Annotated in this window: 8 protein-coding genes; 3 read left to right on the top strand and 5 right to left on the bottom strand. The window is 70.4% G+C overall.

Translation table 11 applies throughout. From position 1 onward, the window contains the following. Window positions 1–4 precede the first annotated feature (4 nt). Complete coding sequence (locus ACZ31C_RS17365) at window positions 5–7,810, bottom strand: ricin-type beta-trefoil lectin domain protein (protein ID WP_465796142.1); 7,806 nt, start codon at window positions 7,808–7,810, stop codon at window positions 5–7. A gap of 448 nt (window positions 7,811–8,258) precedes the next feature. Between ACZ31C_RS17365 and ACZ31C_RS17360 the strand changes: the two genes are divergently transcribed. Next, window positions 8,259–11,441: an FG-GAP repeat domain-containing protein gene (locus ACZ31C_RS17360; protein ID WP_465796141.1), complete on the top strand. Its 3,183-nt coding sequence runs from the start codon at window positions 8,259–8,261 to the stop codon at window positions 11,439–11,441. Here ACZ31C_RS17360 and ACZ31C_RS17355 read toward each other — a convergent pair. The 3 genes from ACZ31C_RS17355 to ACZ31C_RS17345 form a co-directional block, all read right to left on the bottom strand. Further along, complete coding sequence (locus tag ACZ31C_RS17355; RefSeq protein ID WP_465796244.1) at window positions 11,411–12,133, bottom strand: endonuclease V; 723 nt, start codon at window positions 12,131–12,133, stop codon at window positions 11,411–11,413. The two genes, ACZ31C_RS17360 and ACZ31C_RS17355, sit on opposite strands and share 31 nt — an antisense overlap. A gap of 202 nt (window positions 12,134–12,335) precedes the next feature. Further along, window positions 12,336–14,903 (bottom strand): M14 family metallopeptidase, encoded by a 2,568-nt coding sequence (locus tag ACZ31C_RS17350; RefSeq protein WP_465796140.1) that lies wholly within the window; start codon window positions 14,901–14,903, stop codon window positions 12,336–12,338. Between the two features lie 90 nt (window positions 14,904–14,993). Then, on the bottom strand, window positions 14,994–15,548 hold the full coding sequence (locus tag ACZ31C_RS17345; RefSeq protein WP_465796139.1) for a GNAT family N-acetyltransferase: 555 nt from the start codon (window positions 15,546–15,548) through the stop codon (window positions 14,994–14,996). A gap of 94 nt (window positions 15,549–15,642) precedes the next feature. On the opposite strand from ACZ31C_RS17345, the gene ACZ31C_RS17340 reads away from it, so the two are divergent. Both ACZ31C_RS17340 and ACZ31C_RS17335 read left to right on the top strand, forming a co-directional pair. Further along, window positions 15,643–16,497: a YhjD/YihY/BrkB family envelope integrity protein gene (locus ACZ31C_RS17340; protein ID WP_465796138.1), complete on the top strand. Its 855-nt coding sequence runs from the start codon at window positions 15,643–15,645 to the stop codon at window positions 16,495–16,497. Window positions 16,498–16,547: 50 nt separating this feature from the next. Beyond that, window positions 16,548–18,143, top strand: coding sequence for a phytoene desaturase family protein (locus ACZ31C_RS17335; RefSeq protein ID WP_465796137.1), 1,596 nt, complete (start codon window positions 16,548–16,550; stop codon window positions 18,141–18,143). Between the two features lie 124 nt (window positions 18,144–18,267). Here the strand turns inward: ACZ31C_RS17335 and ACZ31C_RS17330 are convergent, their stop codons facing one another. Continuing rightward, the gene (locus ACZ31C_RS17330) at window positions 18,268–19,170 is read right to left on the bottom strand and encodes a pyridoxamine 5'-phosphate oxidase family protein (protein ID WP_465796136.1); all 903 of its coding nucleotides are present in this window, start codon (window positions 19,168–19,170) and stop codon (window positions 18,268–18,270) included. Between the last annotated feature and the right edge of the window lie 109 nt (window positions 19,171–19,279).

Genomic DNA, 19,279 nt, shown 5'->3' with positions numbered 1-19,279 from the left:
ACTCCTATCTCAACACAACCGACCCTGGTATGCCGTGCTGCTGCATCAACCCTTGGAAGTATGGCACAGCGTCGGCGTGGTTCGTGATGACACGCAGACCCGTTAGCGGATTGGAAGGGTCATTGATTACAGCTGCATACCTTCTGAACTCATCGTTGGTCTTGACGGAGATCTTATTTCGGATGAAGTCAGGAATACCCGACCCAGGGATGAAAGGACTTCGCCCAGGCTTGTCAACGAACTTCGCATCGAGGAGCTCTCCGGTTCCTCTGTCGAAACCGTCTGCCCACACTCTTTCACCGCCACCAATTGCACGGTATTCAGTCGCTCCCGTTTGTGCGATTTGATAAGCTTGCGCACCTCCGCTACCAACTGCCGGCCGCGTATCAAGCGATAGCTGATACGACGTAGTGCAGTTGTGAACGAGTACGGAAGCTTCGCCAGCCACCACATGGTACGTGTGGGTGTTGGCGACGGTCAGGTTGTGGACGGTGGCGCGGGGGACGTCCCAGCGGTCGACGGCGGTGATCTGGACGTACGTGCCGGCGCTGGTCTGTAGCCACTGGCCCGGCTGTAGGTCAATGGCGTCGATCCACTCGCCCGGCTCGGGCACCCAGAACGGGTGACCGTCGGTGGCGGTGACGTCGGCGCTTGCCGAGCCCTGGTCACCGTCGGTGTCGATGGTGACCTTCACCAGCTTCTTCACACCATCGCCGGTGATCGCGGCGGTGACGGTGTCCACCTCGGTGCGACCCGACTCGGGGTCGGTGACCACCACATTGTCGCCCGGCTTGACGTCCTCGATGGCCTTGGTCGAGCCGTCGGCCATCAGCACCTTCGTGCCCGGCACGAAGCTGTTCGGGACGGCGCAGGAATCGCCGCCGCCGGACGAGCGGGCGTCGCCACCGCTGGTGCCGCCGTTGCTGCGGCTCGACCCACCCGACGAGCCGCCCGGCTTCGAGTCACCCTTGCCGCCACCACCGGCGCCCTTGCCACCGGCACCGCCGGAGGCTGCGGACGAGCCCTTCGGGTTGGACTTGGCCTGGGCTTGCTTCTGTGCCGGGTTACCCGTCTTCTTCGCCGACTGCGTTGCCTTGTTGCTTGTCGAGTTGACCTTGTCAGCAGCCTTCTTCTTGGCTGCCTGGGCGGCCTTCTTGGCCCGTTCGATGGCCAGCTTCTTGGCCTGCAACGCAGCAGCCTCCGCCGCCCGCGCCGCGGCCAGCACGATCTCCGCGGCCCGCTTCGCAGCCTGCCATGCCTGGATCGCGGCGATCGTTCGGTCGATCGCTCGGATCACCGCCGGGATCTTGCCCAGTTTCGCCCACGGGATCGCCCCGATGATCAGGCTGCCGCACGCCCACATGTCACCGCCGAAGCAGTTCATGGCGTCGTTGATGCCGATGAACTCCTTGAGGATGTACCAGGCCGAGTCCAGGACCACCGACATCAGCGACCGGCCCATGTTGGCCTGCGCCTGAGAGATCATCGCCGCCGACAGTCCCGCACCGGCCAGGGCCGCCGCCGTCTCCGACGCGGTCAACGCCACCGACAGGCCGGACGGGTCCGAGTGGGTCACCGGGTTGTTGTGGGCGTACGTGTAGCCGTTGTTCTGGACCGGGTCGGTCAGGTCCAGGACCGGGTCGGCGGAGATGAACCGGCCCACCTCAGGGTCGTACAGACGCGCGCCCAGCGGCACGAAGCCTGACGAGTCGTCGCGTACCGCACCGAGGAAACCTCTGTTGGTGTGCATGTTCGCGCCCACGGACGCGGTACCCCGTTGGTTGCCGAACGGGTCCTGCTTCCGGATCCGGGTCGTCATGCCGTCGGCGAGCACCACCTCGGCCAACGGGCTGCCCTGGTGGTCACCAGCCAGGGCCGTCAGCACCTGGGTGACGGTGCCGTGCACCTGACGGGCCACCGCGCCACCCGGGGTGGAGTAGGTGCGCTGGACGTCGATCGGCATGCCGCCCGGCTGCACGGTCAGCTGCGCCTCGCCCAGGTTGAGCGTGGCCTGCTGGCCCTGCACGGTCAGCAGGCGGGTGCCGCCGGGACCGTAGATGTGCCGGGTCTCGTCCTGCGCGTTCCACTGCTGGGCCGCCGACCCACCGGCACAGGTGGCCAGCACGATCGGCGTACCGTTCGCCGTGGTGCCTCCCTGCACGGCGAGGCACAGGCCGGACGCGACGTGCTTCAGCTGCGCGGTCGACATCCGCTCCAGGCGCTGGTTGGTCGTGCCGTCGCACCGCTGCAACCGCAGGGCCGAGCCCACGGTGTTGGCGGCCGGCTGGACGCACCAGTCGTCGTAGCCGGACAGGGTGCCCAGGTTGGCGTTGTTCTGACCCGGGGCCGGGAGGAAACTCCACCGCTGGGCCTGGGTGTTGTTGCAGGTGTAGAGCTGGATCGGCCGGTTCGGCTCCGAGGTGCCGGAACTGAGGTCGATGCACTTGGCGGCCAGGCCGACGTACGGGCTGCGGCCCTTGCTGCCCGAGCCGGTGATCCGCTCGATCTGGCCGTCGTAGGTCCAGGTCAGTTCCTGCTGGTCGCCGTTGCTGGTGGAGGTGACCGATTTGGTCTCGCCGGTCAGCTCGTACAGCCGGGCGGCCTCGGAGACGATCGCCGCGCCCTGCGGGGTGGTGTACGTCTTGGTGACGGCGGAGAGGGTGCGCGGCTGGGCCCCGCCCTCCCGGCCGTAGCCGTAGGTGGTCTCCAGCGGCGCGGCGGAGGTGCGACCGGTCAGGTCCCGCTCGACCAGCTTGGTGCGGTTGCCGAGCAGGTCGTATTCGTACTCCTGCCAGTAGCCGGTGCCGTCGACGCCGACCGCCGCATTGGGCGCGGTCGCGGTGCCGGGGCCGGCGTCGCAGGAGGTCTGGCTGTTGGACGTCCAGGCGTTACGGAGTTGGCCGAGCGGGTCGTAGGTGAAGCACTGGCGCTCCGCGATCGGGGTCGCGTGCTCGCGGATCGAGGTGACGTTGCCGGCGTCGTCGTAACCGTAGGAGCGGTTGGAGACTAGATGGTTGCCGGTGACCTCGCGGAAGACCTGCTGGCGGGTGAGCGCGCCGCTGGCGTCGTCGTAGTCGGCCATCGTCCACACCCGGTACGGCTGGGTGCCCAGCGTGGAGCGCAGCACCTGTCCGTACGGCGAGTAGATCGTCTCTGAGCCGTACCAGTCCTTGCCGGAGACGGACAACGGCAGGCCGTCGGCGGTGTAGCGGACCAGCAGCTTCTCGCTGGGCAGCGGCCCGACCGCCGGCATGGTGCTCGACTCGGGCAGACCGGTGTCGGTGTACGTGTAGTCGTAGCGGTACTGCTGGCTCAGGCCCCAGGTGGTGGCGATGGACTGCGGCAGCGTCAGCGTGGTCGAGGTCGGCTGGTAGTCCTGGGTGTAGCCGCCGATCGACTGGGTGTACGGCAGGCCGTCGGTGTACCTGGTCGACGTCGCGGGCAGGCCCTTGCCGCCGGCCACCGTGTCGTAGGTGAACTGGGAGAGCAGGGTGCCGCCGCTACCACCAAGGCGCTGCTGGGTGGGACGGGACAGCTCGTCGTACCCGTTCCACACCGTCACGCCACGGGCGTTGGTCGTGGTGAGCGGCCGGTCCCGGTGGTCGTAGGTCATGGTGGTGAGGCCGGTGTCCGGGTCGGTGGTCCGGGTGAGCCGGCCGCGCTGGTCGTACGTCCAGGTCCATGGCAGAGGGTTGGCGGAGTGGTTCGCCTTCACCAGTTGGCCGCGCGAGTCGTACTCGTAGCGCATCGAGGTGAAGTCGGTCTGGGCCGTGTCGCGGAAGGTGTCGACCCGGGTGGTGCGGCCGAGCCCGTCGGTGAAGAGGCGGTACGACGCGGCCCCTCCGGGGTTGGTCACGGTGGAGTGGTCGAGGCCGTAGCTGTACTTGGTGGCGCGTTCCTCGTTCGGCTCGCCGTTGAGCAGCGGGATTTCCTTGATCACCCGGCCGAGGCCGTCGTAGGTGTAGCGGGTGGCGTTGGGCATGACCGTGTCCGACAGCGGCGTGAAGAGCTGACCGATCGGCGAGCCTTCGGCGAAGTAGGCATTGTTGGTCTGCCAGACCTCGCCGGCCGAGTTGTAGAGGGTGTCGGTGATCAGTCGACCACCGTTGGTCGCCTGCACCTGGGACTGCCGTTCCCGGCCCAGTCCGTCGTAGATGGTGACCGAGGTCTGGATGCGGTCCTCGTGACCACGGGCGAAGGTGGTGACGTACGGGGGCTTGCGGATGCTCTCGCCCGGGTTGTCCGGGTCGGGGGCGATCGGCGGCAGGGCGTACTCGGCGCGGAAGTCCGGCACCGACGAGGTCGACGGGGTACGCCCGGCGCCCCACGCCTCGACCAAACGGCCCAGCCCGTCGTACTCGGCGTGGCTGACGCGGTCGTTCGGGTCGGTGGTCTTGAGCGTGACGCCCCGGCCCGGATCCAGCTCACGGGTCTGCTTGTGCCCGAGGGAGTTCTCCTCGGTGACCGAGTACGCCTGCCCGCTGGCGGGGGTGTAGGTGATCTGGGAGACCTTGCCGTCCGGGTCGGTGCGGGTCCGCACCCGACCGACGGCGTCGAAGCTGGTGGTGCCGTCGTTCTGGAAACCGGAGCCGTCGGCCCTCAGCGACCAGGTCTGGGTGGCCAGACCGCGACCGCTCGCGGGCAGCGCCGCGCCGTAGGCGGTGCCGTCGTAGGCGACCCGGCCGGCGGAGGCGAGCGAAGTCAGGTCGTCGAAGGTCGCGGCGGCGCAGGTCGTGGCGCTGCTGCGGATCTGCCGGGTCAGGCCGATGACATGCTTGTTGGTGTGGTGCGCGTACTCGACGAAGGTGCAGGACTCGTCGCCGGTGCGGCCGGTGTCGCCGAGGGACTCGATCCGCTCCGGCAGGCCGTGGGTGCTCTCGTAGGTGGTCCTGGTCTCGACGGTCCGCAACGTGCGGGTGTCGTCGCCGGTGCCGGACGACCGGGCCACCGCCTTCTGCCGGGTGTCGGTGACCCGCCACGCCTTGAGCGGGCTGAGGCCGTCGTCGCGGGGGCGGGAGGCGAGTTCGGTCGCCGTCGGGTAGGTGACGCTGCGGGTGAGCCAGTTGGCGTCGGCGTCACCGGCGCTGGCGTAGGTCAGCTCCTCGGCGACCCGGCCGGCGAAGGGCTCCCGGTCCTTGGCGATCTCCTCGCCGCTGCCCACGTTGTCCTTGACGGACACGGTGTCGCCCATGCCCCGGAAGTAGCGGGTGACGGACTTGGTCCGCTCGCTGCCCATCTCGGCGACGGGCGGGCCGGTGAGCACGGTGACCTGCTCGAAGCCGGCGAACTGGGAGTAGGTGCGGCTGGACTTCTTGGTGAACTCCGCCTCGGCCAGCTTCCAGCCGGCGTTCGCGTACTGGTAGGTGGTGACGGTGGAACTGGAGGCGCCGTCGATGGCGGGCAGTTCCTCGACGGACTCCACCACGTACTTGTGGAACCAGTCGATCTCGTCGTCGTTGGCCGGGTCCGGGTGCCAGAAGTTGGGGTAGCAGAGCCGGGTGTTCGACCTCAGCCCGGCGGTGTCGGTCTTGCCGGGTAGGCCGGTGCCGTCCGCGCAGGCGCCGGTGGGCTTCTTGTACGTGACGACGGTCTCGCCGCCGTACTCGTTGACGACCCGGGCGATGCGCAGCCGGGAGAAGCCGGGCCGGTTGTCCTTGCGGACCCGGTTGGGCATGTCCTCGGAATTGTGTACGAACCGCACCGGGTTGAGCGACTTGGTGTCACCGCCGACGCCGTACCCGGTGCGCTCGATGGACTCCAGCCACAGCGCGGTGTTCGTCCCGGTCCACTCCACCGGGAAGGACTGCCTGAGCTGGTACTCGTCCACCTTCTGCAGGGCGGTGGAGCCGCTGCGGCGCTGCGCGAAGGTGGTGATCTTCTCGAGCCGCACACGGGTGAAGAAGGAGGGCGAGGCGTTCCAGCACTTCTTGCCCGCAACGCAGTTGAGGTCGGCCGGGGTGTCGTACCAGATGCGGTAGTCGTGCGGGATGGTGCTGTTGAAGTTCTCGTCGGAGCAGGTCAGCGAACCCTGGTTGTAGCAGCGTTCCTCGACGTCGAACTTGACTCGGGCCAACGGCGGGGTCGCGAAGACGTTGTTGTTGGTGTTGCGCTGGCCGTAGTCGATGTTCAGCAGGTGGCCGCCGCGGTCGTACGGGACGGGCTTGGTGAAGTTGAAGTTCTGCGCGTAGCGGTTCCTCTCCTTCTTCCACCAGAGGGTCATCACGTTGCCGTGGATGTCCTCGACGTAGTCCAGCGACCACCGCCACCCCTGCTCACAGGCCGAGCCGGCCCAGTTCCCCGCCTTGTAGCAGTCCTCACCGGCGTGGTTGCCGTAGACCGGCACGGCCAGGACCGAGTTGGTGACCGGCGTTCCGGTGGTCCAGCCGGGCAGGCGGTGCAGGCCGAAGTGGTACTTGGTGCCGTCCCTGGTGGTGACGACCCAGTACTCGCCGTCCTCGTCGCCGTTGTCGAGATTCGCGTTCTTGAGCAGCTCCACCTTGGAGCCGTCGCCGTTGGCGGTGGTCCACGTCTCGGCCGACTCGCTCCAGACCAGCTCGGTGGTCATGCCGCCGAGGGAGAGCGTCGCGTTCTTCGAGCCCCAGCAGAGGTCGGCGGTCCGGTGGGTGGCGTTGTTGGAGCCGGCCTTCTTGGAGTCCTGACGGCAGTTGACGTAGGTCCGGGTGATCGAGCCGGCGGCGTAGTCCCAGCCGTCGCCGATCCAGGACGCCTGGTTGTTGGTCGCCGAGGTACGCCCGTCCACCGACTGCGACGAGTACGACAAAGCGACCTTCGGCGTCGGACCGCCGGCCGTCTCGGGCACCTGGACCTGGTACGAGTAGGTGAACGCGCCGGAGGACGAACCCGCCGCCCACGAGCCGGAGAAGAGCAGAGGGGTGGCGGTGAAGTCACCGGCCGCCGAGGCGCCGGTGTCGAGCACGCCGACGACGCTGCTGCCTGACGCGGCGGACTGGGCGCCGATCGCCGATCGACCCGCCACCGGCGTGGCGTCACCGAGCAGCGCGCCGACCGGCAGGCTGCTGGTGACCATGCGGCGGGCGGGAGCACCCTCCTCGACCCCGGCGACCCGTGCGCTGCGGGCGGAGGAGCCGGCGACCGGGACCAGCTCCACCTCGCTGGAGACGGTCTGACCGGCGATGCTCGCGGGGTCCGCCGTTCCTCGGGCGGCGTCGTCGGGGGCACAGTCGCCACCGTCGGGGTCGTCGAAGACGCAGTCGGGCAGCAGCATGACGCCGAACCGGTCGGCGGCCTGCGGGCCGTAGAAGTCGGCGAAGGGCGTGTAGTCGACGGTGAGGGCGACCTCGGCCTCCGGGTCGGCGGTGGCCGGCGGGGTGATCTTCATGATCAGGCCGGACACCCCGGCGTCGTGGGACGCCTCGGGTGCGGCCAGGTCGACGGCCCAGGTGCCGGCGAGGGCAGCGGGATCGCCGCCGTCCGGCACGCCGAGCGCGACCGGCAGGTCGTCGACCGGCAGCGTCTCACCGGGCGTCACCCCGGTCAGGTCGACGGTGCCGCTGCCCTCTTCCCATGCCTCGACGGCCGTGGGCTCGTAGAGCTCCGACGGTTCCGGCTCGTCGGTGAGCAGGTTCGTCACCGCCTCCTCGTCGGGCGAGACCTGATCGACCTCCGGAATCTCCGGCAGCTCGATGGCGCCACGGCTCATACCCGGTCCGGGCTTCGCGAAGGCGGGCGCGGGCAGTGTCGTCACCGCCATGGTCATGGTGAGCGCCAGGACGAAGGTCGTACGGGCGGGGCGACCCCACCGCCGAGCCAGCAAACCGGTACCACGCATGCGCGTCGACTCCCACCCAGGCGTCAAGACGAAAGAGGACGGTGCGGAGACCGCACCGGGCACATGCCAGGTGCGGCCCGTGCGTGAGCACCTTCCGTCAGAGCGCTGAGTAGCTCAAGGTCACCTAAAGTGATCAACATCGAGTTGGAGTGATCCCCGTCACGCCGCCATTGGCGCAGTGGATCTCCGATCATCCCGAAGGTCATCTAAACGCACAGATCCGCCATGTCCGACAGGCCGGACCCGCAAATCCAGACACAAGATCAAATTCCGGCGTTACGGCACATATTCAAGGAGTGAAGATCACGGCTTGATAACGTTGACGGGATAGACGGGACGTACCGGTGGCGTGCGATCGTGTGCCCGCATTTCTGCCCCACGGCCCGCCGACAGGGGCGGTTCTGCGCGCCGTCTTCCTGTCCGCCCGGCCCCACGGGAGTAGACCGCCGTGACTGTGCCTCGCCTGCTCAGCCCACTCGTGCGTACGCGCACCCGGCTGTTGTGCACCATGGGCCTTCTGCTGGCCGCCGTCGTCGCGGCGACGCTGCCGTGGTGGCCCGGATTCGACGGACCCGACTCCCGGCCGGCCACCGCCACCCCGGCCGTTCCGGTGTCCACTCCCCCAATCGACGAGGCCACCGCGATGGCCGAGGCGCTGCGCACCGGCAAGGAGGTGCTGGTGGAGACCGCCACCACGCCCACCTCGCTGACCTGGGCACTGCCGAGCGGTCGATGGCGCTCCACGTCCCACGCGGTGCCACAGCGCGCCAAGGACTCCACCGGGCAGTGGGCACCGATCGACACCACGCTCACCCGTACCGGCACCGCCCCCGACGGCCTCGGTATCCGCCCGGTCAACGCCGCGGTGCCGGTACGGTTCGCCGGCGGCAGCGAACCGAACAGCCCCGGGGCCAGCCCCGAGCCGAGCCCCTCCCGCCACGCGCTGCGACTGGTCGCCAACACGCGGACCGAAGCGGCCGACACGCCGCTGGCCGAAGTGGAGATCGACGGCCACAAGGTCACCTACCTGTGGCCCGGTGCGCTGCCCGAGCCGGTGCTCGACGGCCCGCGCGCCCTCTATCCCGAGGTCCGGCCCGGCGTGGACCTGCTCCTGGTCGCCCGCGACGACGGCGGCTTCGGCCAACTGCTGATCGTCAAGACCCGGGCGAGCAGCACGATCGACGCCGTCCGGTCCCTCGTCTACGGCCTTGAGTCCCCGACCGCGACCTTCCGCCACGACCGGGAGACCGGCGGCGTCCGGATCCTCGACTCCGTCGACGGGGCGGAGATCGGCTCGATCCCCACCCCCTTCGCCTGGGACTCCGCCGGCCAGGAACCCGAAGCGCCACCGGCCGCGCCCCGCACCGCCGTGGCCACCGACGCCGACGTGCTGAACCTCTCCGGTCTCAGCGGCGTGGAGCCGGGCGCCCGCCACGCGCGGATGCCCACCCGCCTCGACGGCGACGGTTCCGGGCAGGTACGCCTGCACCTCGACGCCGCCGCCAGCGGGCTGCTCGACGACGCCGACGCGATCTTCCCGATCTTCCTCGACCCCACCCTGAACACCACCACGCAGGCCTGGGCCACCGTCTACAAGCAGCACCCGAGCACCAACACCTGGAACGGCACCAACTTCAACTCCGGCAGCACGGACGCACGGGTCGGTCACGAGCAGAACACGCCGCTGACGGCTCGTTCCTTCTGGCGGATGGGCTTCAAGAGCACCCTGAAGGGCCCGGACATCGAGACCGCCACCTTCCGGGTGCTCAACGTCCACTCCTGGAACTGCACGCGCCGCCAGATGGAGCTGTGGCACACGGCGGCGATCTCGTCCGGCACCACCTGGAAGAAGCAGCCGACCTGGCGCTCGGTGCAGGACAAGCAGTCCTTCGCCTACGGCTACGACGGCAGTTGCGACAACGACTACGCCCGCTTCGACGTGGCGGCCGCCGCCAAGTCGGCCGCCGACAGCAGCGACTCCACCCTCACCCTGGGCATGCAGGCGACCAGCGAGTCCGACACGCTGACCTGGCGCCGGTTCCGGGTCAGCACCGCCCAACTGACGGTCGAGTACAACTCGCCGCCCAAGGAGCCGACCGGCGGCAGGAGCACCCCCGGCGGCAACTGTGTGCCCGGCCCCGGCAGCGGAGTCACGGTCGCGAGGACCAACCTGGAGCTGTACGCGAAGGCCACCGACCCCGACAACAACCTCAAGGCGCTGCGGTTCCGCTTCTGGAAGACCGGCTCGACGGTGCCCGCCGGCACCCTGGTCACCGCCACCAGCAGCGGTGAGGCACGGCTGACCATCCCGTCCAGCAGCCTGGAGGACAAGGCCACCTACTCCTGGGACGTCCAGGCCGAGGACCAGGTGGGCGCCACGTCGACGTACTTCCCGCCCGGCAGCGAACCCTGCCGGCTGAACGTCGACGCGTCCGCGCCGCCCGCCCCGACGGTGACCAGTGACGTGTGGCTGGAGGGCAGCCACGACGGCGACACCTGGGCGACGGTGAAGTTCGGCGGAACCGGTCCGATCACCTTCACCGCCACCGGCGCGGTCCGCTTCACCTATGCATTCGAGTCCATCGGCACCACGTCCGTGAACGCCACCAACGGCACCGTCACCGTGCCCGACCTCAGACCACGGCACGCCGGGCCCACCACCCTGCACGTGTACGCCTACGACGCGGTCGGCAACCGCAGCGTCCGCACCGACTACACCTTCTTCGTGCCACCACGGGACGAGGCCGACGGGCCCGCCGACATCACCGGTGATGGACGACCCGACCTGCTCATCATCAACAGCGACGGAAACCTGCGCACCTACGTCGGCGACGAGGGCGGTGAGCTGTACGACCACCTCGCCGCCTCCTACAACGACAAGGGCGAGCAGAGCCCGCCCGGGCACTGGTACAACCCCGCCACCGGCCAGGCCGCACTGATCACCAAGCACTCCGACGCGTACCCGGGAGACGGGCTCACCGACCTGTTCGCCCGCACCCCCGACGGTGGGTTCTGGCTCTACCCCGGTGACGGATACGGCAGCTTCAACGTGGACAAGCGGCTGCGGATCCTGCTGCCGGCCACCGTGCCGGCCCCGTCGACCTGGACCCAGATCAAGGCGCTCGGCGACATCACCGGTGACGGCAAGCCCGACCTGGCGCTGCGCTCCGGGACCCAGTTCTGGGTGCTCTCCGGCTACACCGGGGCGAGCTTCCAGGAGGCGACGCTGATGGAGGGCACCGCCTGGGCCCGTCGGGAGATCCTGAACATCACCGACTTCGATCGGGACGGCACGCCGGACCTGCTCTGGCGCAACCTGGACGCCGGCACGCTCTATGTCCGCCACGGACGGCCCGGGTCGGGCCCGAACAGCGTCAACCTGGACTCGCTCAAGCAGGCGGCCAACTCCCGCGACGGCGACGTGCGGATCGGCACGGGCTGGACCGAGACGACGTACAACGCGGTCGTCGGCATCCCCGACGTCAGCGGCGACGGGATCCCGGACCTCTGGGTGCGGGCCGGCGTGGACGGGAAGATCCAACTGCATCGACCGTCCCTCACCAACATCGACGCGTCGGTGCAGGTCGTCCTCTCCGGGAACTACAACACCATGTTCCGGATCCTCGGCTGACCTGTCACACCCGCGGAGCCCGGAGCCCGGAGCCCGGGCCGGGAAGCAGCCCCGCCTCGGCGAAGGGCTTCGCGGGACAGGAAGTCGGCGCGTCGGATCACGTCCGGCAGGCGGTAGCGCGGGCTCAGCGTCAGCGTCAACTCGGTCACCCGGTCCAGGTCGGTGCGGTGACCCACGGAGACGAAGACCGGCTTGACGTCGGTCTGCGTACGCAGGGCGTGGCCGAGCACGTCGTCGCCGTCGGAGAGCACCGACCGGTCGCCCCGACGCGACCCGGGTGCGGCGCACGTGCCGACGAACGGGGTCTTGGCCACGCCGAACGTGGGCAGGCCGGTCACCACGCCCAGGTGGCAGGCCAGCCCGAACCGCCGTGGATGGGCGATGCCGTACCCGTCGCAGACCACGGTGTCGGGGCGACGGCTCAGCCTGCCCAGCGTGGTGAGCAGGATCGGGACCTCGCGGAAGGCCAGCAGCCCGGGGACGTACGGGAACGTCACCTCGCCGGGTACGACGACGGTCTCCACCTCGACGCCGGTGGTCAGGTCGACGAGCACGGCGGCGGCGGTGAGCCGGGTGGAGGTCTTGTCGTAGGAGACGTCGACACCGGCCACCAGCCTCGGCGGGGCCACCGGGCCGCCGGTCAGGTCCAGGTGCTGCCGCAGTTCCTGCTGGACGCGCTCGGCCTCGGCCACGGTACGCGCCTCGACGGAGGGCAGAGCCGGGTCGGAGGTCAGAGCCGGGTCGGAGGTCAGAGCCGGGTCGGAGGGCATGTCAGGCGGGCCGGTGCGGGGAGAGGATCGCCATGATCCGCAATCGTAACGGCGGCCGGTGACCGCGCAACGCGATCGCCCCGGCCGGCGCTGGCGGCACCGGCCGGGGCGATCGTCGGTCAGGTCACTGCCACAGGGCGTTGGCGACCTGCGGGAAGAGGCCCTCGGGGTGGGCCCGGAACAGCGGTTCGGTGCCGAACAGGGTTACGTTCGCGCCCTTGGCCACACCGCTGACCACCACCGCGTGACCGGCGGCGGCCTCCTGGCCACCCCAGTGTCCGGCGAGGAAGAAGCCCTCGGCGGCCAGACGCTGGTCGACGCGTACGCCGTCGCCGACCCGGGTGAAGTACTGCGGCGCGTCGACGAACGCGGTCGGCAGCGCGTTACCGGTGATCGGCGAGGCCGGATCGTTGCGCACCGCGACGATGCCGTTGGCGTCGCTGCGGCCCGCCGCGATCGTCACGTCGAGCAGCCCGGCGCGGTCGTTGAACAGCTTGCCGCTGCTGCCCCGGCCCACCACGGTCCCGCCGTCGCCCAGCCACCGGGTGAACTCCGCACCGCGAGTGGCGTCCAGGCTGAGCGGGTTGAACGAGGTGGTGGAGACGAACAGCGCGTCGAAGTCGGCGAAGGAGAGCGCCCCGCTGTTGAACGCGGTGTGCGTCACCGAGATCGGTGCGAAGCCCATCTGCCGCAAGGCGTGGATCTCACCGGCGTTGGCCGCGACCCCGAGCCGGACCCGGGACACCGGCGTGGCGGTCCGTGCCTGCGGCGGCGTGATCTTCGTGAACTCGACGCCGTACGCCTCGGCGACCGGACCGACCACGGCGGCGCGGGCCGAGACCACGAACGTCCCGTCGGGGGTCCGTCCCAGCGTCACGCCGTCGTCGAGGAGCCGGTTGACCGCCTGGATGCCGGCGACCGAGTCGACGACCAGCCCGTACTGGGTGCGGTTGCCGGGTGCGACGGAGCCCGTGGCACGGGCCTCGGTCACCGAACGCAACACCTTGTCGTCGAGCGTGACGTTCCGGGTCACCCGCTGCACGGTCGCGCCCCAGAGGTGACCGTGGCTCCAGGCCGAGATGTCGTACATCGCGTTGAAGTCCTGGGTCACGTCCCGCCCGACGTCGAGCAGCGCGCTGACCAGGCCACGCTTGGCCTGACGCATGTCGACGACGTACGCGCCGGCCTCGTGGCGCGTGCCGTCGAGCGTGAACGGACGCCAGGCGCGGTGCACGACGACGTCGTTGTCGAGCATGAACTGCACCAGCCGGGCCGCCGCGGTCTCACTGCGCTGACCGGTACCGGCCGGGATGACGTACGCGCGGGGGAAGCTCTGCGGGTGCGTCTTGGCGTTGTCCCCCCGGGCCAGCGAGAGGGCGAGCGGGTCGTCGATGGGCCGGGTCGGCTCCCCGGCGGCACCCCGCCGGAACCATTCGAGCTGGTTGTCCAGCAGCGCCGCCCGGTTCTCGGTGGCGTACCGGAGGTTCCCCTCGATCGACGCCCGGGCCACGGCGGTGTTGATCCGGGTGCGCTCGTGCCGCTCCGCCTCGGTCAGGTTGCCGCGCGGGTTGAGCGGCACCTCGATGGTGTGCCCGATGGTGCCGTGGTACATCGAGTACATCGGCGTGAAGATCGGCGGCCAGTCGTCCCAGCCCTGTGCCCGGTCCCGGAACGGGATGTCGGTACGCCGGCCGCCGCTGCCGTCCGCGCACGAGGCGCGGGTCTCGCCGGTGGCGAGGACGGCCTGCTCCATCGCCAGCGCGTTGCGCAGCGCGTGCTTGATGTAGAGGTCGTACTCGTAGTTGTCGCCGTGCGGACCGGTGGTCGGCTCGATCAGCGTGCACGAGACGTACCCGTGGATGTCCACCATGGTGAGCGGGCTGTAGCGGACGAGTTGCGCGCGCACGGCGCGGACCTCGGGCTGCGACGCCGTGATGAAGTCGCGGTTCATGTCGAAGCCGTTGGCGTTGGCCCGGGTCGCCGCGACCCGGCCGTCCGGGTTGCTGGTGACCACGAAGGCGATCACGTGGCGGTCGAGCATCCCGACGACCTCGGGGTCGGTGGAGAAGGCCAACTCCTGGAGAACCTGGAGGCTGGCGTCGGTGCCTTCCCACTCGTTGCCGTGGATGTTGTTGTTGACGAACAACGGGGTCCGCCAGGTGTCGTAGCCGCCGGCCGCCATCGTGGCCCGCGCCGCGACCGGGTCACTGAACCGCAGGTCGGAGAGTTTCTGCCAGGACGTCCAGGCGGCGTCGGACATCGGCGAGGTGGCCACCACCAGGTGCAGGTCACGGCCGAGCACGGACTGCCCGATGACCTCCACACTGATCCGGTCGCTGCGCTGCAGGCCGCGCAGCGCGGCCGGGATGTCGTGGTACGGGATGAGGTTGAGCGGGATGGACGCGTCGGTCAGCTCCACCGGCACGTCCTGGATCACGTCGTTCCGTGGTTTGCCGGGCAGCTTCGCCGACGGGGCCGGCTGGGCGGGTTGCCGGCCGGGGGCGTCGGCGGAGCGTCCCCGCTGCTGCGGCGACCCGACGGTGAACGGCAGGTCGGTGTCGGACTGACCGCGGGGCGACTGGACCGACGCGCCGGTGGGGTCAGGGGCGGCCGGAGCCGCCACGGCGGCGGGGGCCGGTCCGAAGAGGAGCACTGCGGCGAGCAGTGCCATGAGTGGTCGTCGAACAGCCACGCAGGTACCTCGTCTCGAGGGAGGTGGGGTGCCGGGGACTCGTGATCGCCGGCACCGTGATGATTGGCTGTTCTACCAGCGGCGACAGTGCTACGTCGATAGCTCGCGGCGGGTCAGCGCGAACGTCTCCACCTCGATGCCGCCGTACCAGTCGGTGCGCCGGCCCAGGTGGGTCATGTCCAGCCGGCGGCAGACCGCCGTGGACCGCTCGTTGCCCGGCAGCACCACGGCGTACACCCGCTCGGTGCCGGTGGCGAACTCGCGGGCCAGCACCGCCCGCGCCGCCTCGGTGGCGTAGCCGTGCCCCCAGGAGTCGGGGTGCAGGTGCCAGCCCACCTCGATGTCGTCGGTCGGCGTCATGCCGTCGGCCCCGGGCAACGGCTTGAGCAGTACGCTGCCCGCCACCACCCCGGTCCGGCGGACCTCGATCGCCCAGAGTCCGTACCGGCCGGCGTACGGGGCGTACCGCTCCCGCCAGGCGGCCAGCCGGGGGGCCGCCTGGTCGGGCTCGGTCAGCCGTCCCGCTCCCCCGCCCAGCCAGCGCATCACCTCCTCTCGGGAGTAGAGGTCGTAGAGCCGGCCCAGGTCCTCCGGCGTGTCCTGCCACTCGCGCAGCAGCAGCCGCTCGGTCACGTCCACGGTCATGGCCGCCGATCGTAACGACGCCGACCACCACGCGTTGGGTGTGCTGCCGGTGACACCAGGCGTGGGCGGAGTCGCGAGGGGGAAGAGAAGCGGGATGGGCGGTGCGTGGCGACGAACCAGACGGATCACCCGGGCCGCCTTCCGCCCGGTACGCGGACGAGACCTGTCCCTGCACGCCGCCGCGATCACCTTCTACGGGGGTATCGCGGTGGTGCCGGTGGCGCTGCTGGCGATCTGGCTCACCTCCCTGCTCGCCGGAGGCGACCGGGTACGCCGGCTCACCGGGTACGCCGTGGAGACCCTGCCGGACGCCATCGGCGCGCCCCACGCGGTGGCCGCCCTGGTCGACGCCGGGGTGGGTCTGACGCCCTGGCTGGCGCTGGCCGCGCTGCTGCCCGCGTCGCTCTACGGCGAGGGGCTGCGCCGGGCCTTCGTCTCGGTGGCCGCGCCCCGCACCGACGAGCACCTGGTCGGCTGGCGGGGCCGGGTGTTGCTGCTGCCGCTGCTCGCCCCGGCCCCGGCCCTGCTGCTGTCGATCCTGCTGGCGCTGCCGACCACCACCGAGCTGGTGCGGCGGGGCGGCTGGGCCGGCGCGCTCGGCGTGGTGCTGTCCTTCCTGGCGGTCTGGCTGGTGCTCACCCCGGTGCTGGTGTGGGTCTTCCGGGTGGTCGGTCCGGCGTCGCCGGACTGGCTCTCCACGCTGGCGGTCGGGTCGTTCACCGCCGCCAACCTCTCCGGCTTCCTGCACGGTTTCGTGCTGTTCGCCTCGCTCCCGCTCGACCTGGGCCTGCCCTTCGGCGGTCTGGTCGAGGTCGGTGCGGCCGTGGCCGTGCTGCTCTGGCTCTATCTCTTCCACGTGATCGTGCTGGCCGGCTACTCCGCCACCCTGGCGCTGGCCGACTGGCGTATCCGCCGTGCCGCACGCGCGGACGACGGGTCGCCGGCCTGACCATGATCAACACGGTCCCGGAGCAGGTGCGGACGGGTTAGGGTGCGGGGATGAGGGGTGAGGTTCCAGGACGCGCGGACGTGGTCATCGTCGGATCCGGACACAACGGGCTGGTCTCCGCCATCCTGCTGGCCCGAGCCGGCCTGGACGTGCTGGTGCTGGAGGCCGCCGACGTGATCGGCGGTGCCACCCGCACCGAGAACCCCTTCCCCAAGGTGCCCGGGCTGCGCCACTCCACCGGCTCGTACCTGCTCGGCCTGATGCCCCCGGAACTGCTGGCGGCGCTCGACGTCCGCATTCCGGTGCGACGCCGGGACCCGCACTACTTCCTGCCCACCCCCGGCGGCGTCGGATCGCCGTACCTCCTCTTCGGCACCGACGCCACGGCCACCCGGGCCCAGCTCGCCGAGTTCTTCTCCCCCGCCGACGTGGCCGCCGACGACGCGTTGCAGGCCGAGCTGGCCGCCCTGCGCACGGACCTCGCCCCCGTCTGGCTGGCCGAGCCGCTGCCCGCCGAGGAGACCGCCGACCGCTACGTCCGGCCCGAGCTGCGCCAGGTCTTCGTCGACCTGGTACGCGGCTCGGTCGCCGACTACCTCGCCCGCTTCGACTTCCACTCCGAGCTGCTGGTCAGCATGTACGCGGTCACCGACGGCCTGTCCGGGCTCAACGCCGGCCCGGACGACCCCGGCACCGGGCACAACTTCCTGGTGCACAACATGTGCCGGCTGCCCGGCTCGGACGGCACCTGGATGATCGCCGAAGGCGGGATGGGCACCGTGTCGCGTACCTTCGCCGACGCGGCACGCGCCTCCGGCGCCCGGATCGTCACCGGCACCCCGGTCACCGCGATCACGCTCGACGGCGGGGCCGCCTCCGGTGTCGTCCTCGCCGACGGACGGCAGGTCGACGCCGAGGTGGTGCTGGGCGCCTGCGACCCGTACCGGCTGATGGCGCTGCTGCCCGACGGCGCGTTGCCGACCGAACTCGGCGAGCGGATGACGGCGGTCCGGCGCACCGGCACCACGCTCAAGCTCAACCTGGCGCTACGCGACCTGCCCCGCTTCTCCTGCCTGCCGCCGGACGCGCCCAGCCCGTTCGGGTCCACCATCCACCTGCTGCCCGGGTCGGCGTCACTGGCCGGTGGCGGCGGCGAGTCGCCGATGGCGGCGCTGCGCGCCATGTGGGCCGACGTGCAGGCCGGACGGCTGCCGCAGGAGCCGACCATCGAGTGGTATCTGCACACCACCGTCGACCCGTCGCTGGCCGACCCGGACGGGCACCACTCGTCGGCGTTGTTCGTGCAGTCCGTGCCGTACGAGCTGGCCGGCACCACCTGGGACGCGGCGCTGCCCGGATACGTCGCCCGGCTGGTGGAGATCTGCGAACGGTACGCCCCCGGCACCGGTGACCTGATCGCCGACGCGGTGCCGCTGCCGCCGCCCGGCATCGAGGCGCACTTCGGCATCACCGGCGGGCACATCCACCACGTCGACAACACCATCTCGTTCACCGACCGGATGCCGTACGCCACGGGTGTCGACGGGGTGTACGCGGGCAGCGCGGGCTGCCACCCGGCGGGCAGCGTGATCGGCGCCGCCGGACACAACGCCGCCCAACGCATCCTCGCCGACCTGGGCCGCTGAGCGCGATACGGCGCAAGAAGGGCGCGGTGTAAGGGTGCAGTGTAAGGAAGGGCGCGGTGTAAGGAAGGGCGCGGTGTAAGGAAGGGCCCCCTATTAACGCCTGGTGTATAGGAGGGGTCCCTTCCTAACACGTGCACACGTGCACACGTGCACACCCGCACGGCTCAGTCGGCCGGGCGCAGGGCGCGGTAGGCCGCCCACGGGACGGTGGGACGCGGCCAGCCTCGCCGGTCCAGGTAGCGACGAGTCGCGGCCCGGGTGGTACGCACCGTGCGCAGCTGCGGACCAGCTCACCGCGCACGCTGGCGTTGTGCAGGTTCCACAACTGCGCGTCGTGCCGGTGGACCAGCAGGGTCGCCGCGCCTTCGACGGGGTCCACCCCGTCCGGCACCACCACCCGGTAGCCGTCCGCGCCGGCAGTTGCGGTGGTCCGCACCAGCAGCGGTGCGCCGGTGCCGTCCCGGGCCGCCAGCACCACACTCGGGTACGCCGCCAGCACCTCCGCACCGACCAGCGACCCGTCCTCGGCCGACGACTCGCCCGCTTCCGGGGTGGCCGGTAGCGGGCGGGTGGTCACCTCGGTCGGGGTGACGGTGATCAGCAGCCGCATGAAGTAGAAGTCGGTGAACATGGTCGCCGGCCAGTCGAGGTACTTGCGGCAGTTCGGCTGACGCTGGAACATCCGGGTCCAGAAGTCGGCCAGGTCACCGGTCGGATCGGTGTGCACCTCGTCGGGGCAGTGCGCCGTGCCGCGTACCAGGATCTGCTCCGGCTGCGTCAGCCCACTGGCCGTCGGGTCGGAGAAGAGCAGCGCCACCCGGCCGTCGCGGCGCACGTTGAACGCCTTCTGCGGGTAACCCAACGAGGTGGTGAGCATGATCGTGCCGTCCGGACGGAGCAGCCCGGACGTCGGCCAGGCGACCGGTGTGCCGTCCTTGGTGAGCGTCGCCAGCTCGCAGGTGCGGTACGCGGAGATCGCTGAGCCGAGCGCGGATTCGGGCACGATGACGCCAGGGGACGATTGCATGCCCGGAATCGTAGTCAGCGTCGCAATTCGACGGTTACGGCACCCATCGCACCTCGGCTGCTCGCCTGGAATGTTAGGAAGGGTCCCCTGCTATACGCGAGGCGTTAGC

The organism is Micromonospora sp. NPDC023869 (genome assembly GCF_055559695.1).
Note: the sequence above shows the minus strand (reverse complement) of the source record. Positions and strands in the feature narration are given on the sequence as shown.

Coding starts and splice junctions, on each gene's coding strand:
- ACZ31C_RS17365 (WP_465796142.1), bottom strand. CDS start 7,810: ATGCGTGGTACCGGTTTGCTGGCTCGGCGGTGGGGTCGCCCCGCCCGT.
- ACZ31C_RS17345 (WP_465796139.1), bottom strand. CDS start 15,548: ATGACCGTGGACGTGACCGAGCGGCTGCTGCTGCGCGAGTGGCAGGAC.
- ACZ31C_RS17340 (WP_465796138.1), top strand. CDS start 15,643: ATGGGCGGTGCGTGGCGACGAACCAGACGGATCACCCGGGCCGCCTTC.
- ACZ31C_RS17335 (WP_465796137.1), top strand. CDS start 16,548: ATGAGGGGTGAGGTTCCAGGACGCGCGGACGTGGTCATCGTCGGATCC.
- ACZ31C_RS17330 (WP_465796136.1), bottom strand. CDS start 19,170: ATGCAATCGTCCCCTGGCGTCATCGTGCCCGAATCCGCGCTCGGCTCA.